At 75.2% G+C, this 13,952-nt stretch carries 14 protein-coding genes; 10 read left to right on the top strand and 4 right to left on the bottom strand.

Annotation, left to right across the window (positions count from 1 at the left end):
* Positions 1 to 49 precede the first annotated feature (49 nt).
* Positions 50 to 397, bottom strand: coding sequence for an ArsR/SmtB family transcription factor (locus tag SJY06_RS04565; RefSeq protein ID WP_380165076.1), 348 nt, complete (start codon positions 395 to 397; stop codon positions 50 to 52).
* 120 nt (positions 398 to 517) lie between these two features.
* Between SJY06_RS04565 and arsM the strand changes: the two genes are divergently transcribed.
* The 3 genes from arsM to SJY06_RS04550 are packed head-to-tail and all read left to right on the top strand — an operon-like array spanning position 518 to position 2,846.
* The gene (gene arsM, locus SJY06_RS04560) at positions 518 to 1,285 is read left to right on the top strand and encodes an arsenite methyltransferase (RefSeq protein WP_380165074.1); all 768 of its coding nucleotides are present in this window, start codon (positions 518 to 520) and stop codon (positions 1,283 to 1,285) included.
* Positions 1,282 to 2,421: an ACR3 family arsenite efflux transporter gene (gene arsB, locus SJY06_RS04555; protein ID WP_380165072.1), complete on the top strand. Its 1,140-nt coding sequence runs from the start codon at positions 1,282 to 1,284 to the stop codon at positions 2,419 to 2,421. The genes arsM and arsB overlap by 4 nt, the downstream gene beginning before the upstream one ends.
* Positions 2,418 to 2,846, top strand: coding sequence for an arsenate reductase ArsC (locus tag SJY06_RS04550; RefSeq protein ID WP_380165070.1), 429 nt, complete (start codon positions 2,418 to 2,420; stop codon positions 2,844 to 2,846). Before arsB ends, SJY06_RS04550 begins: the two co-directional genes overlap by 4 nt.
* On the opposite strand, the gene SJY06_RS04545 is transcribed toward SJY06_RS04550, so the two are convergent.
* On the bottom strand, positions 2,827 to 4,236 hold the full coding sequence (locus SJY06_RS04545) for a PLP-dependent aminotransferase family protein (protein ID WP_380165068.1): 1,410 nt from the start codon (positions 4,234 to 4,236) through the stop codon (positions 2,827 to 2,829). The genes SJY06_RS04550 and SJY06_RS04545 overlap by 20 nt on opposite strands.
* On the opposite strand from SJY06_RS04545, the gene SJY06_RS04540 reads away from it, so the two are divergent.
* The 5 genes from SJY06_RS04540 (at position 4,235) to SJY06_RS04520 (ending at position 9,376) form a co-directional block, all read left to right on the top strand.
* Positions 4,235 to 5,197, top strand: coding sequence for a DMT family transporter (locus SJY06_RS04540; protein ID WP_380165066.1), 963 nt, complete (start codon positions 4,235 to 4,237; stop codon positions 5,195 to 5,197). The genes SJY06_RS04545 and SJY06_RS04540 overlap by 2 nt on opposite strands.
* Before the next feature lie 72 nt (positions 5,198 to 5,269).
* Positions 5,270 to 6,511: an MFS transporter gene (locus tag SJY06_RS04535; RefSeq protein ID WP_380165064.1), complete on the top strand. Its 1,242-nt coding sequence runs from the start codon at positions 5,270 to 5,272 to the stop codon at positions 6,509 to 6,511.
* Between the two features lie 9 nt (positions 6,512 to 6,520).
* Complete coding sequence (locus SJY06_RS04530) at positions 6,521 to 6,808, top strand: DUF1905 domain-containing protein (RefSeq protein WP_380165062.1); 288 nt, start codon at positions 6,521 to 6,523, stop codon at positions 6,806 to 6,808.
* Positions 6,809 to 6,948: 140 nt separating this feature from the next.
* Positions 6,949 to 7,521: a hypothetical protein gene (locus SJY06_RS04525; RefSeq protein WP_380165060.1), complete on the top strand. Its 573-nt coding sequence runs from the start codon at positions 6,949 to 6,951 to the stop codon at positions 7,519 to 7,521.
* Between the two features lie 40 nt (positions 7,522 to 7,561).
* A complete protein-coding gene (locus SJY06_RS04520) occupies positions 7,562 to 9,376 on the top strand; it encodes a SpoIIE family protein phosphatase (RefSeq protein WP_380165058.1) in 1,815 nt (604 codons plus the stop codon).
* Between the two features lie 48 nt (positions 9,377 to 9,424).
* Here the strand turns inward: SJY06_RS04520 and SJY06_RS04515 are convergent, their stop codons facing one another.
* Positions 9,425 to 10,849, bottom strand: a complete 1,425-nt coding sequence (locus tag SJY06_RS04515; RefSeq protein WP_380165056.1) for a sensor histidine kinase — start codon at positions 10,847 to 10,849, stop codon at positions 9,425 to 9,427.
* A gap of 190 nt (positions 10,850 to 11,039) precedes the next feature.
* Here SJY06_RS04515 and SJY06_RS04510 point away from each other — a divergent pair, with 190 nt between their 5' ends.
* The gene (locus SJY06_RS04510) at positions 11,040 to 11,627 is read left to right on the top strand and encodes an HdeD family acid-resistance protein (protein ID WP_380165054.1); all 588 of its coding nucleotides are present in this window, start codon (positions 11,040 to 11,042) and stop codon (positions 11,625 to 11,627) included.
* 82 nt (positions 11,628 to 11,709) lie between these two features.
* Complete coding sequence (locus SJY06_RS04505) at positions 11,710 to 12,672, top strand: TIGR03557 family F420-dependent LLM class oxidoreductase (RefSeq protein WP_380165052.1); 963 nt, start codon at positions 11,710 to 11,712, stop codon at positions 12,670 to 12,672.
* Positions 12,673 to 12,786: 114 nt separating this feature from the next.
* Here the strand turns inward: SJY06_RS04505 and SJY06_RS04500 are convergent, their stop codons facing one another.
* Complete coding sequence (locus tag SJY06_RS04500; RefSeq protein WP_380165050.1) at positions 12,787 to 13,707, bottom strand: endonuclease/exonuclease/phosphatase family protein; 921 nt, start codon at positions 13,705 to 13,707, stop codon at positions 12,787 to 12,789.
* Positions 13,708 to 13,952 lie beyond the last annotated feature (245 nt).

Genomic DNA, 13,952 nt, shown 5'->3' with positions numbered 1-13,952 from the left:
CATCCCACCAGGTCGGACACGCTCCCGCCGCCGGACGGGCGGACCGGCCTCAGACCGCGGCGCCGGTCCGCAGCACGTCGGCGACCGCGTCCAGCGCGTCCGGGACCAGGGTGAAGTAGGCCCAGACGCCGCGCTTCTCGCGGGTCAGCAGACCGGCGTCGACCAGCACCTTGAGGTGGTGCGACACCGTGGGCTGGCTGAGGCCGAGCGGCTCGGTCAGGTCGCAGACGCAGGCCTCGCCGCCGTCGTGGGCCGCGACCAGCGACAGCAGCCGCAGCCGGGCGGGGTCGGCGACGGCCTTGAGCGTGCGGGCCAGCGCCGCCGCGTCCTCGGCCCCCAGCGGCGCCCGGACCAGCGGGGCGCAGCAGGCCGGGGCGGGGGGCGTGGGGGTCGGCACCGGGACAGCATGCCACCAGACATTCACCTACGTCTATGTTGACAACCGTCGATGTCCCGGGCCAGGCTCGGCGCATCGACGCAGGTCGATGCCCCCTGACCGCCGGCCCGAGGAGACGTCATGACCGACACCGACACCAGCGACGGGCTCCGCGAGCACGTCCGCGCCCGCTACGCCGAGGCGGCCCTGGCCGTCGGCACCGGGAACGAGGGCTGCTGCGGTCCCGCCGCCGCGCTCGAGGTGGACGAGCGCTTCGGGGCCGACCTGTACGACGACGGGTCCACCGAGGGCCTGCCCACCGAGGCGGTGCTGGCCTCGCTGGGCTGCGGCAACCCCACCGCGGTGGCTGACCTGCGGGCGGGCGAGCGCGTGCTCGACCTGGGCTCCGGCGGGGGCATCGACGTGCTGCTGTCGGCCCGCCGGGTCGGTCCCACGGGCTTCGCCTACGGCGTGGACATGACCACCGAGATGCTCGACCTGGCCCGCCGCAACGCCGCCGAGGCCAGGGCCACCAACGTCGAGTTCCGCCAGGGCACCATCGAGGACCTGCCGCTGCCGGACGGCAGCGTCGACGTGGTCATCTCCAACTGCGTGGTCAACCTGTCGACCGACAAGCCCGCCGTGCTGGCCGAGACCTTCCGCGTGCTCGTGCCGGGCGGCCGGATCGGCATCTCCGACGTGGTGGCCGAGGACCACGTCACCCCGGCCGAGCGCGCCGAGCGCGGCACCTACGTCGGCTGCGTCGCCGGCGCGCTGTCGCGGGCGGAGTACCTGGCCGGCCTGGCCGCCCCGGGGTTCACCGACGCGTCGGTCACGTTCACCCACGAGGTCGCCCCGGGCCTGCACGGGGCGATCGTCCGGGCCACCCGACCGGCGGTGCCCGCGTGAGCGACCTGGTCCACGAGCACCCCGTGCGCCCCGACGGGCCCGTCCTGGCGCGGCTGTCGACCCTCGACCGGTTCCTGCCCGTCTGGATCGTCGCCGCCATGGCCGTCGGCCTGCTGCTGGGCCGCCTGGCCCCCGGCTTCGGCGAGCTGCTGGAGGCCGTCCAGGTCGGCTCGGTCAGCCTGCCCATCGCCATCGGCCTGCTGCTGATGATGTACCCGGTGCTGGCCAAGGTCCGCTACACCGAGACCGGCAGCGTCACCGGGGACCGGACCCTGCTGGTGGCCTCGCTGGTGCTCAACTGGGTCGTCGGCCCCGCGCTGATGTTCGCGCTGGCCTGGCTGCTGCTGCCCGACCACCCGGAGTACCGCACCGGCCTGATCATCGTCGGCCTGGCCCGCTGCATCGCCATGGTCCTGATCTGGAACGACCTGGCCTGCGGCGACCGCGAGGCCGGCGCGGTGCTGGTCGCGATCAACAGCGTGTTCCAGATCCTGGCCTTCGCCGGGCTGGGCTGGTTCTACCTGCAGGTGCTGCCCGGCTGGCTGGGGCTGTCGACCACCAGCGCCGACTTCTCGGTCTGGGCCATCGCCGGCAGCGTGCTGGTGTTCCTCGGCATCCCGCTGCTCGCCGGGTTCCTGACCCGGACGCTGGGCGAGCGCGCCCGCGGGCGCGAGTGGTACGAGGAGCGGTTCCTGCCCAAGATCGGCCCGGTCGCGCTCTACGGGCTGCTGTTCACCATCGTCATGCTCTTCGCGCTGCAGGGCGACGCGATCCTGTCCCAGCCGTGGGACGTGGCCCGGATCGCCCTGCCGCTGCTGGCCTACTTCGTGCTCATGTTCGGCGGTGCGTTCCTGCTGGGCCGCGCGGTCGGGCTCGGTTACGCCCGGACCGCGACGCTGAGCTTCACGGCGGCGGGCAACAACTTCGAGCTGGCGATCGCCGTGGCCATCGGCACGTTCGGCGTCACCTCCGGCCAGGCCCTGGCCGGGGTCGTCGGCCCGCTCATCGAGGTCCCCGTCCTGGTGGGCCTGGTCTACGTGTCGCTGTGGGCCGGGCGCCGGTTCTTCCCCGGTGACCCCACCGTGCCCGCCGTCCCCACCAGTCCCGCCGTCCCCGCCGCCGGAGGCCCCCGATGACCCACTCCCCCAGCGTCCTGTTCGTCTGCGTGCACAACGCCGGCCGGTCCCAGATGGCCGCGGGCTTCACGACGGCGCTGTCCCGCGGGGCCGTCGAGGTCCGTTCCGCCGGGTCGATGCCGGCGGACCGGATCAACCCCGTCGCGGTGGCGGCGATGGCCGAGGTCGGCATCGACATCACCGCGGCGCAGCCCAAGGTCCTGACCGACGAGGCGGTCCGGATGTCCGACGTCGTCGTCACGATGGGCTGCGGCGACGCGTGCCCGATCTTCCCCGGGACCCGCTACGAGGACTGGGCCCTGGCCGACCCGGCCGGGCAGGGCATCGAGGCCGTCCGACCCATCCGCGACGAGATCCGCGGCCGGGTCGAGGCCCTGCTGGCCGAGCTGCTGCCCGACCGGGTGGTCAGCGCCCCGACCCCGTGAGCACCTCGCCGAGCACGCGGGCCCCGGCCTCGAACGACCCGGGGTCGGGTCCGGCGTAGTTGAGCCGGACGAACGGCCCGGCGGGCTCGGCGGGGAACCACTCGTCCCCCGGGGCCACGAGCAGGCCGTCCCGCTCGCAGCGGCGGGCCACCTGGTCGACGTCGGTGCCGTCCGGCAGCCGGACCCACAGGTTGAGCCCGCCGGCCGGCACCCGCTCCAGCGTCGCCTGCGGGGCCGAGCGGGCCAGGCTCGCGACCAGCAGGTCACGGCGGGCCCGCAGCTGCTCGCGCAGGCCGCGCAGGTGGGTCCGCCAGCCGGGCTGGGTGAGGACGTCGACGGCGGCGGCCTGCAGCAGGCCGCTGACGTAGAGCCCCTCCGCGCCCCGGTCGGCCAGGATCCGCTCCCGCGCGGGACCACGGGCCGTCACGGCCCCGACCCGCAGGGCGGGCGACACGCTCTTGGTCAGCGAGCGCAGGTGGACCACGTGGCCGGAGTCGTCGAGCGCGGCCACCGGGCGCACCGACCCCGTGATGGCGAAGTCGTGCGCCCAGTCGTCCTCCACCAGGAACGCCCCGTGCCGGCGCACCACGGCCAGCACCTGCTCGGCGCGTTCGGTCGACCACTGGACGCCGGTGGGGTTGGCGAAGGCGGGCTGCGCGTAGAAGGCCCGCGCGCCCGTCTCCTCGAAGGCCCGCTCGAGCTCGACCGGGTCGGGGCCGTCCGCCCCGGCCGGGACCGGCACCAGGCGGACACCCGCCTGCCGGGCCGCCGAGATCGCCCCCCAGTACGTGGGCGACTCCAGCAGCAGCGGCTGGTCGACCCCGACCAGGGCGCGGAACACCGAGCTCAGCCCGCTCTGGCTGCCGGGCAGGATGATCGGGTCGCTCGCGGTCGGCGCGCCCACCCCGGCCGGCACCGCCTCGGCCAGCTCCTGGGCGAACCAGGCCTGCAGCTCCGGCAGCCCGGCGACCGGCGGCCGGGCCAGGGCCCCCGGGCCACGGGCGGCGCGGCCCAGGGCGGCCCGCACCAGCCGCTCCGGGAGCAGCTCGCGGTCGGGGTAGCCGCCGTGCAGGCCGATCACGCCCTCGGGCGCGCTGCGCATGGTGCTGCCGCGCTGGAGCCGGGCCCGCGGCGAGCCCAGGGCAGCCGTCTGCCAGCCGTAGTCGGGCGGGCGCAGCGTGCGGGGGGTGCGCACGAACGCGCCCACGCCGGGTCGGCTCTCCACCAGACCCTCCGCGACCAGCCGGCCGAGCGCCCGCTGCACCGTGCCGGGACCGGCGCGGTGCCGCTGCACCAGGCTGCGGGTCGACGGCAGCCGGGCGCCCGGGCCGGCGGCCCGCACCCAGGTGCGCAGCTCGTCGCTGATCCGCACGCTGCTATCGTCATCCATGACGGACAACAGTAGCGCTACTGTCCCGACCCGCTCGCCGCTACCGTGGCACGGTCTCGCCTGGGGCCTGGTGGGGGTCGTGGCCTTCTCGTTCACGGTGCCCTTCACCCGGTTCGCCGTCGACGGCCTGTCGCCGCTGTTCATCGGCTCGGGCCGGGCCGTCGTCGCCGCGCTGGTCGCCGGGGCCGCGCTGGCGCTCACCCGGCAGCGTCTGCCGCGCGGGCGGCAGTGGCTGCGCCTGGCGGTGGTGGCCGGCGGGGTGGTCATCGGCTTCCCGCTGCTGACCTCCTACGCCCTGGCCTCCGCATCGGCCGGGCACGGCGCGATGGTGATCGGCCTGCTGCCGGCCGCGACCGCCGTCATGGCCGTGGTCCGCGGCCACGAGCGGCCGCCGCGCGCGTTCTGGGTCGCCTCGGCGCTGGGCGCGGTGGCGGCGGTGGGGTTCGCGTCGGTCCAGGGGGGCGGGTTCGGCCGGCTGGGACCGGCGGACCTGATGCTGTTCGGGGCGGTGGTGGCCGCCGCGGTGGGCTACGCCGAGGGCGGGCTGCTGTCGCGCGAGCTGGGCGCCTGGCAGACCGCGTCGTGGGCGCTGCTGCTGTGCGCCCCGGTGATGCTGGTGCTGGCCACGGCCTCGGCGCTGCAGCAGCCGCCCGACGGGACCCCGCTGCAGTGGGCGGCGTTCGCCTACCTGGCCCTGGTGAGCATGTTCCTGGGCTTCGTCGCCTGGTACCGCGGTCTGGCCATCGGGCCGATGACCCGGGTCAGCCAGGTGCAGCTGGTGCAGCCGGTGCTGTCCATCGGCTGGGCCGCGCTGCTGCTGGGCGAGCAGGTCACCTGGGCGACGCTGGTCGGCGGGCTCGTCGTGGTCGCGTTCGCCGGCCTCGCCGTCCGCGCGCGGCTACGGGCCGCGCGCCAGGCACCGGTGGCGGAGGAACCGGAGCTGGTCGGCCGCCCGACGTGAACCGACCGCCGCGGCGGTCGCGGGACGAGACCACCGCGCCGCCCGGCGGGGCAGGCCGCAGGATGACCGACGATGAGCGCCGACTTCTCGCTGCGGCCGATCGCCCTGTCGGCGTTCGGCCCGGCCCTGCTGTTCGGCATCGGGCAAGGGGCGGTGTACCCCGTCATCGCCCTGTCCGCGCGGGAGCTGGGCGCCTCGGTCGGGGTGGCGGCGTTCGTCGTCGCACTGGTGGGCATCGGCCAGGTGCTGGGCGACCTGCCCGCGGGGGCGCTGGCCGCCCGGGTCGGCGACCGCCGGGCCATGGTCGGCGCGTCCGTGGTCACCGCCGTCGCCCTGGCCGGCTGCGTGCTGGCCCCGTCGGTGCCGGTGCTGGGCCTGGCGGTCCTGCTCACGGGCCTGGCCGGTGCGGTGTTCGGCCTGGCGCGGCAGTCCTACCTGACCGAGGCGGTCCCGGTCCGGATGCGGGCGCGGGCCATGTCGACCCTGGGTGGCACCCACCGCATCGGCACCTTCGTCGGGCCGTTCCTGGGCGCGCTGGTGACCAGCCGCTACGGGGTGGACGGGGCGTACCTGCTGTTCCTCCTCACCGCGGTCGGGGCGGCCGTGCTCGTGCTGGTCGTGCCCGACGTCCCCCGCCTGGGCGCGGCCCGGCCCGCCCCCGGGACCGCCACCCCGTCGGTGCTGTCGGTCACCCGCGCCCACCTCGGCGTGCTGCGCACCCTGGGGGTGGCGGCGCTGCTCGTGATGGCGGTGCGGCAGTCGCGGCAGATCGTGATGGCGGTGCGGCAGTCGCGGCAGATCGTGCTGCCGCTGTGGGGCGAGCAGCTGGGCCTGGACGTCGCGACCATCAGCCTGGTGATGGGGGTGTCCGGCGCGGTGGACATGCTGCTGTTCTACCCGGCGGGGTCGGTGATGGACCGGCACGGCCGGGCCTGGGTCGGGGTGCCGTCGATGCTGGTGCTCGGCCTGGCGCACGCCGTCCTGCCGCTGGCCGGGTCGCTGCCGGGGCTGCTGGGCGTCGCGGTGCTCATGGGGGTCGGCAACGGCATGGGGGCGGGCCTGGTGATGACGCTGGGCGCCGACACCTCGCCCGACGTGGGGCGCCAGGCGTACCTGGGCGCGTGGCGGCTGGTGTCCGACGTCGGGATGGCCGGTGGCCCGCTTGTGGTGGGGGGCGTGGCCGCCGCCACCGCGCTGGGCCCGGCGTCGCTGTCGGTGGCCGTGGTGGCCCTGCTCGCCGCGGGCGCCCTGGCGCGCTGGGTGCCGCCCCGCCGGCGCGACGCGGACCTCCCGCAGGACCACCTCACGCCCTAGCGTGGCCGGATGGAGCTGGGGCTGAGCGGCGAGGTCTGGTACTGGCGCGGCCCGGCGCCGTTCCACTTCGTCAGCGTCCCGGACGACGTCCGGGACCGGCTCAAGGAGGCCTCGGCCCTGGTGACCTACGGCTGGGGCATGGTGCCGGCGCAGGTCCGCCTGGGCGCGACCACCTGGACCACGTCGCTGTGGCCCAAGGACGGCGGCTACGTCGTGCCGCTCAAGGACGCGGTCCGCCGCGCGGAGGACGTCGAGGTCGGCGACACCGTGACGCTGGCCCTCACCCTCGACTGCTGAGGCCCCCGCCCGGGGACGATGACAGTCCTCTCATCCTGGGTTCAGACCCGGGTCAGCGGGGGGACCCATGGTTGAGGCAGCCCGGAGCCGCCCCACGGCGGCACCGACCTGATCCGCATCCCGTCCCGGAAGGACCTCCCATGACCTGGAACACCCGCGCCGTCCTGCCCGCCACCGTGCTCGGTGTCGCCGCCCTCGCCCTGTCGGCCTGCGGTGGCGACCCCACGACCGAGGGTGTCGAGGCCGTCGAGGTCGGCACCGAGGCCACCGAGCCCGCCCCCGACGCGGTCGAGGACACCGGTTCGCCCACCACCAGCGACACCAGCGCCACCGGCACCGGCACCGGCACCGGCACCGGCACCGACGACACCGCGGCCCCGGCCCCGAGCGCCGGCGCCGGGGCCACCGGCGACGCGACGGCCGCCCCGGGTGCGCCCGCCCGCCCGGCAGCCGATGAGTGCGTCGACCTGCCGGAGGCCGCCGACGGCGTCTACACCGTCTACGAGGCCGGCACCGCGACCGTCACCCGCGAGGGCGACCGCCTGGTGCTGGGCGACGTCGTGGCCGCCGACGGCTGGACCCCGCGCGTGGACACCGAGGACGCCGACGAGGTCGAGGTCGACTTCCGCCGCGACGACCGGACCGTGCTCGACCTGGAGGTCGAGATCGACGACGGCCGGGTCGAGGTGCAGGTCTGCGCCGACGACGACTGAGCTGTCCACGCGCGGCCGCGGGCGCTGGCATCATCAGGGGGTGGAGCGAGGTGCAGCCGTCGGGACCGAGAACCGTGCCGAGCCACCCGGCCGGTCACCCGCGGCCGTCCACGATCCCGCCCGGCTCGACGCCGTCCGCGCGACCGGCCTGCTGGACGCCCTGGACGTCGGGTCGCTGGACCACCTGACCGACCTGGCCGCCACCCTGCTGGGGGCGCCGCTGGCGTTCCTCACCGTGGTCGACGACGAGCGGTCCTACTGGGCGTCGTGCGCCGGCGTCACCGACGGCACCCGCCAGAACACGGTGGAGGAGTCGTTCTGCCAGTACGTCATCGCCGACTCCGCCCCCTTCGTGGTCGCCGACGCCAGCACCCACCCCCGCACCCGGGACAACCCGTCGGTGCGGAGCATGGGCGTGCGGGCGTGGGCGGGCTACCCGGTGATGTCCGCCGACGGGCACGCGCTGGGCAGCTTCTGCGTGGTCGACACCGTGCCCCGGGAGTGGGAGCAGGCGCAGCTGGACACCCTGCGGGTGCTGGCCGAGGCCGCGTCGGCCCACGTCACGGTCATGACCCACACCCTCGCGGCCGAGCGGGAGCAGACCCGCCGGGACGTCGTGGCCGCCGCGGAGCACGGCCTGGCCCGGATGGCCGGGGTCGCCCTGCTGCTGGGCTCGGTCGACTCCGCCGGGGCGCTGGCCCGCATCGTGCTGCACCAGGGGCTGCCGGCGCTCGGGGCCTCCGGCGGGCTGATGCTGGTGCGCGCGGACACCGACGGCCAGGTCCGCGTGGTCGACGAGACCGGCACCGTGGTCGGCACCGGGAGCCTGTCGGACGAGGACCGGCTGCCGGGCCTGCACACCGCCCGGACCGGGGAGGCGGTGCTGCTGTCCCGCGGGCAGGCGCACGACGCGTTCGCCCCCGCCATGGCCGAGCTGTACCGGCGCACCGGTGAGGGCGCGTGGGCGTTCACGCCCATGCGCGTCGGCCAGCGGGTGGTCGGGGCCGTCGGGGCGGCCGTGACCGGCGTCGACCACTTCCCGGCCTCGGGCCTGACGGTGCTGGACGGCTTCTCGGCCCTGTGCGCCCAGACCCTGGACCGGCTGCAGCGGCAGGAGGAGCAGCGCAGCACCAACCGGGCGCTGGCCCACATGTCGGAGACGCTGCAGCGCAGCCTGCTGACGCAGCCCGCGGACCCGCCGGGCCTGACCATCGCCGTGCGCTACGAGCCGGCCTCGCACGCCGCGCAGGTCGGCGGGGACTGGTACGACGCGTTCGTCACCGCGGACGGGCGCACCACCCTGGCCATCGGCGACATCAGCGGGCACGACTCCATGGCCGCCGCGGCCATGGGCCAGGTCCGCAGCCTGGTCCGCGGGCTGTCGTTCAGCACCGACCACGGTCCGGCCCGGCTGCTCACCAGCCTCGACGTGACGCTGCGGGCGCTCGCCCTGGACACCCTGGCCACCGCGGCCCTGGCCCACGTGGAGGCCGGTCCGGGCGGCCGGCGGCTGCGCTGGTCCAGCGCCGGGCACCTGCCGCCGCTGCTGCGCGAGGCCGACGGCACCGTGCGCGTGCTCGACGGGACGGCCGACCTGATGCTGGGCGTCGACCCCGCCACCGACCGCCGCGACCTGACGGTGGACCTGCCCACCGGCTCGACCCTGCTGCTGTACACCGACGGCCTGGTCGAGAGCCGCGGCGTGTCGCTGCAGGTGGGCATCGACCGGCTGCGCGACCAGCTGGCCGACGTCGGCGGGCAGCACCCCGAGCAGGTCTGCGACGCCCTGCTGGGCGAGCAGCGGCCCGACGGTCGCCGCGACGACACCGCGCTGCTGGTGGTCCGCTTCGACTGACCGTCTGGCGCGACCTCCTGCGCGCCGGACCGGTCGGCCTCGCGGTCGTCAGGCCGGGACGGGCCGGTACGGCAGGTCGAGCACGAAGGCCGCGCCCGCGCCGTCGGTGCTCAGCAGCTCCACCCGGCCGCCGTGGGCCCGCGCGATCGCCGCCACTATCGACAGCCCCAGCCCCGAGCCGCCGGCGCGGGCCGCTCCGGTGCCCGCCCGGGCGAACCGCTCGAAGATCCGGTCGCGGTCGGCCACCGGCACCCCCGGGCCGTCGTCCAGCACCCACAGCTGCAGCCGGTCGCCGGCCGCGGCGGCCCCCAGGTCGACGACGCCGCCGTCGCGGGTGTGGGCCACCGCGTTGGCCGCCAGCTGCATGAGCGCCTGGGTCAGCCGCTGCTCGTCCGCCTGCACCAGCAGCCCGGTCGGGCCCTGCACGCGCCAGGTCCGTTCCCCCAGCACCGCGGCCTTGCTGCCCACCTGGCGCAGCAGCGCCTCCAGGTCCACCGGGCCCGGCAGCAGGAAGTCGGGGCGGTCCGAGCGGGCCAGCACCAGCAGGTCGTCGACCATCCGCGACATCCGCTCGAGCTCCTCGGTGACCAGCGCGACCGTCGCCGTCCGCTCCGCCGGGTCGTCGCCCATCAGCTCCAGGTGCCCGCGCACGATCGTGATCGGGGTGCGCAGCTCGTGACCGGCGTCGGCGACGAAGTCCCGCTGCACCTCGAACGCGGCCTCCAGCCGGTCGAGCATGCCGTTGAACGTGCGGGTGAGCGTGGCGACCTCGTCCGAGCCCGGCGGGTCCGGCAGCCGCCGGTCGAGGTCACGGTCGCCGCTCACCTCCTGCGCGGCCGTGGTCAGCGCGCGCAGGGGGTGCAACGCCCGCCCGGCGGCCAGCCACCCGAACACGCAGGCCAGCAGCAGGAACCCGGCCGCCACCAGCTCGGCCCGCCGGATTGCGGCCGCCACCTCGCGCCGCTCCGCGGTGTAGTCGTACAGCACGACGAAGGTGGCCGTGGGCGAGTCGGCCGCCCCCACCAGCGGCACCGCGAGGTACTCGAAGCGGGTGTCGCCCAGGTCCAGGCTGTCGCGCTCGGGTGCGGTCAGCGTCCCCCACCGGGCGAGTGCGGGGTCCTGCTCCAGGGCCGGCAGGGACCGGCGCGAGATGTCGTACAGCCGACCGTCGACGATGGTCACGAACGTCTCGCGCCCGCTGGGGACGTTGCGGGACAGGAACACGTCCAGCACCCGACGGGTGTTGCCGTCGAAGGGCCGGCTGGTGGCGGGGTCGACGCCGTCGGCCAGCTGCTGCAGCTCGGCGACCTCCTGCTGCAGGCCCTCGTCGACCCGACGGTCCACGTTGGCCACCAGCACCCGCTCCAGCACGACCACCGAGCCGACCAGCGCCAGCGCGACGGTGGCCACGACCGCGACCAGGACGCGGGCACGCACGCCCGGGTGGGCCAGGCGCGTCAGGGGGGTCGGCACGCGCGTCAGCATGCATCACCCGGGCCCTCGGCAGGGGGTCGGGACCAGCCCGTGCGCATGAGAGTCCGCTCATGCGCACGGGTTGCTTTCACCCCGCCGGGGTGACGCTGCGGCCCCCCGACGCTGCGACGGTCGTCCGGTCCGTACCCCGTCCGGGTCACCGACCCGTCGTCGCACCTCGGAGGTCATCATGAGCAGCCTCGTCCTCGAGCAGCGCCGCACCGCCTGGGACGTCATCCTGGGGCTGGTGCTCGTCGTCGCCGGCTTCGTCGTGCTGGGGAACACCGTCGTCGCTACGGCGTTCTCGGTCGGCGTCCTCGGCTGGTTCACCCTGTTCTCCGGTCTCGTGCTCCTGGTGTCGGGGCTGCTGCGGATCGGCAAGGACGGGTTCTGGTCCGCGGCCCTCGGCGGTGGCCTGCTGGTCGTGCTGGGGATCGTCATGCTCCGCAACCCGGCGGTCACCGCGCTGACCATCACGCTGGTCGCGGGGTCGATGTTCCTGGCCACGGGGCTGACCCGCGTCGTGGTGTCGTTCCAGCACCCGCAGAGCCGGCTCGTCCTGCTCGTCAGCGGGCTGATCTCCGCCGCGCTGGGCCTCATGGTCCTGTTCAACATCGTGGCGGCGACGTTCACGCTGCTCGGGGTGCTGCTCGGGGTGCAGGCCCTGGTGGAGGGCATCACGCTGATCGCGCTGGGTCGGCTGCGCCCGGTCCGGGACGACGCCACCACCACGACCAGCACACGCCGCGGGGCCACGAGGACCGCCGCCGCGTCCTGACCGGGCCCGGCGAGGGCTGGCCCGGTCGATCCTGGGTACCCGACCTCCGTACGCCATCAGGAACGACGGAAGGTCACGTCACATGCAGGTCGGGTTCAAGCTCGCCACCGAAGGTCACGGTCCCGCGGAGCTCGTCGAGCTCGGGAAGCACGCCGAGCGGGCCGGGTTCGACTTCGTCGAGCTCAGCGACCACTTCCACCCCTGGCTGGAGGAGCAGGGCCACAGCCCGTTCACCTGGACCGTGCTCGGCGCTCTCGCCCAGGCCACCGACCGGATCGGGCTGGCGACCGGCGTCACCTGCCCGACCATGCGCTACCACCCGGCCGTCGTCGCGCAGGCCGCGGCGACCACGGCGCTGCTGTCCGAGGGCCGGTTCGTGCTGGGCATCGGGTCCGGCGAGCGCCTCAACGAGCACGTGGTCGGGCAGGGCTACCCCGCGGTGCACCACCGGCAGCGCATGATGAGGGAGGCGCTGGAGATCATCCGGCTGCTGTTCCAGGGCGGCTACCGGTCCTACGACGGGCAGTACCTGCAGCTGGAGGACGCCCGGCTGTTCGACCTGCCCGAGACCCCGCCGCTGATCGCCGTGGCCGCCGGCGGCCCCGCGGCCGCGCGGGTCGCCGCCGAGCTCGGTGACGGCCTGTTCGCCACCGAGCCCGACCCGGGCCTGGTCGAGGCCTTCCGCGAGGCCGGCGGGTCCGGGCCCCGCTACGCCGAGGTGCCGATCGCCTTCGCCCCCACCGTCGAGGCCGCCGCCGAGGAGGCCATGCGCACCAGCCGCTGGACCCTCGGCGGCTGGAAGGTCATGGCCGAGCTGCCCAACCCGGTCAACTTCGACGCGGCCAGCTCGACGGTCCGCCCCGACGACATCACGGGCCAGTTCTCGTGCGGGCCGGACATGGACCAGCACCTGGACAAGGCCCGCCCGTTCGCCGAGGCCGGCTTCGACCGGCTGGTGCTGATGGACGTCGGCCCCGACCCGCACGCGTTCCTCGACGCCGCCTCCGACGGCCTGCTCGACCGGGTCCGCGCGCTCGGCTCCTGACCGCCCGGGGCTCGACACAACGGCACCCTGCGTCGGTCTATGCGACGCAGGGTGCCGTTGCGTCGGAACGATCCCGACGCAAAGTGCCGTTGCGTCGGAACGGCCGGCGTCGGGTCAGCCGACCGGCGGAGCGGGCAGGACGAGGTCGGCCACCACGGGCAGGTGGTCGCTGGGCAGCTGACCGCGACGGGAGTACGTGTCGATCTCGGCGTGCCGGGTGACGACGTCGGGGGTGGTCAGCACCCAGTCGATCCGGTCGCCGCCGGGCGTCAGCGGGCCGTAGCCGTGGAACGTCCCGAACAGCTCGCTGCGGGTCTCGGCGGTCTGCCAGGTGTCGACGAACGGGCCGTCGGTGACGAGCGTGTCGTAGACCGTGCGGCCCTCGGCGGCCGGCTCGTTGAAGTCGCCCGTGAGCACCACCGGCAGGTCCGGGTCGAAGTCCTCGACCGCGCGCTGCAGGATCAGGTCCGCCGACAGGGCCCGCGTCGTGGCGTCGAACGCCTCCAGGTGGGTGTTGAGCAGGTACAGCTCGCCGCCGTCGACCAGGTCCCGGAACCGGACCCAGGTCACCATCCGCGGGCAGCAGCCGCCCCAGGTCTTGGACCCGATCACGTCCGGGGTGTCGGACAGCCAGTAGTGGTCGTACTCCAGGGGTTCCAGGCGCTGGGTGTCGTAGAACACCTGCATGGCCTCACCCCGGGAGCCACCCTCCCGCCCCAGGCCGATGCTGTCGTAGCGGCCCGGCAGGTCCTGCTGGATGTCCTTGAGCTGCTCGAACAGCCCCTCCTGCGTGCCGATGACGTGGGGGCGCTGGTGCAGCAGCAGGCTGCGGACCACGGGGCGGCGCTCGGGCCACGAGTTGGCCCCGGTGTCGCTGGCGAAGCGCAGGTTGAACGCCATGACGCGCAGCTCGTCGTCCTCGGGCGGGGCGGCGGCGGCCGGGGCGGCGACGATCGCGGTGAGGGCCAGCGCCAGGGCGGCGACCGCGGCGGCGAACGGACCCCAGAGGGCGGGGCGGGGCGGCTGAGTTCTCACGGGGGTTCCTCCCGACGGCGTCAAACGGACGTATCGGACGCTAGGGGCGGGAGGTGGCCAGCCGTCGACCGGCAGAACAACAGACGGTGATGCCTCGGTTACGCCCCGCCTCGACGCCGGGGCGGCCACGATGACCCGCCTCCGGGGCAGGTCGACGACGACAAGGATCAAGACGTCGTCGATCGCCCCCGGCCCGCATGCGATCGACCACGACGAGGATCAAGACGTTGTCGACCGGACCTGGC

The organism is Jannaschia sp. R86511, assembly GCF_042466345.1.
Classification (GTDB): Bacteria; Actinomycetota; Actinomycetes; order Actinomycetales; family JBBAYJ01; genus Aquipuribacter.
Note: the sequence above shows the minus strand (reverse complement) of the source record. Positions and strands in the feature narration are given on the sequence as shown.

Excerpts from the sequence above, each read along its gene's own strand:
- SJY06_RS04545 (WP_380165068.1), bottom strand. The coding sequence starts at position 4,236 with ATGGATGACGATAGCAGCGTGCGGATCAGCGACGAGCTGCGCACCTGG.
- arsM (WP_380165074.1), top strand. The coding sequence starts at position 518 with ATGACCGACACCGACACCAGCGACGGGCTCCGCGAGCACGTCCGCGCC.
- SJY06_RS04550 (WP_380165070.1), top strand. The coding sequence starts at position 2,418 with ATGACCCACTCCCCCAGCGTCCTGTTCGTCTGCGTGCACAACGCCGGC.
- SJY06_RS04525 (WP_380165060.1), top strand. The coding sequence starts at position 6,949 with ATGACCTGGAACACCCGCGCCGTCCTGCCCGCCACCGTGCTCGGTGTC.
- SJY06_RS04540 (WP_380165066.1), top strand. The coding sequence starts at position 4,235 with ATGACGGACAACAGTAGCGCTACTGTCCCGACCCGCTCGCCGCTACCG.
- SJY06_RS04535 (WP_380165064.1), top strand. The coding sequence starts at position 5,270 with ATGAGCGCCGACTTCTCGCTGCGGCCGATCGCCCTGTCGGCGTTCGGC.
- SJY06_RS04510 (WP_380165054.1), top strand. The coding sequence starts at position 11,040 with ATGAGCAGCCTCGTCCTCGAGCAGCGCCGCACCGCCTGGGACGTCATC.
- SJY06_RS04530 (WP_380165062.1), top strand. The coding sequence starts at position 6,521 with ATGGAGCTGGGGCTGAGCGGCGAGGTCTGGTACTGGCGCGGCCCGGCG.
- SJY06_RS04505 (WP_380165052.1), top strand. The coding sequence starts at position 11,710 with ATGCAGGTCGGGTTCAAGCTCGCCACCGAAGGTCACGGTCCCGCGGAG.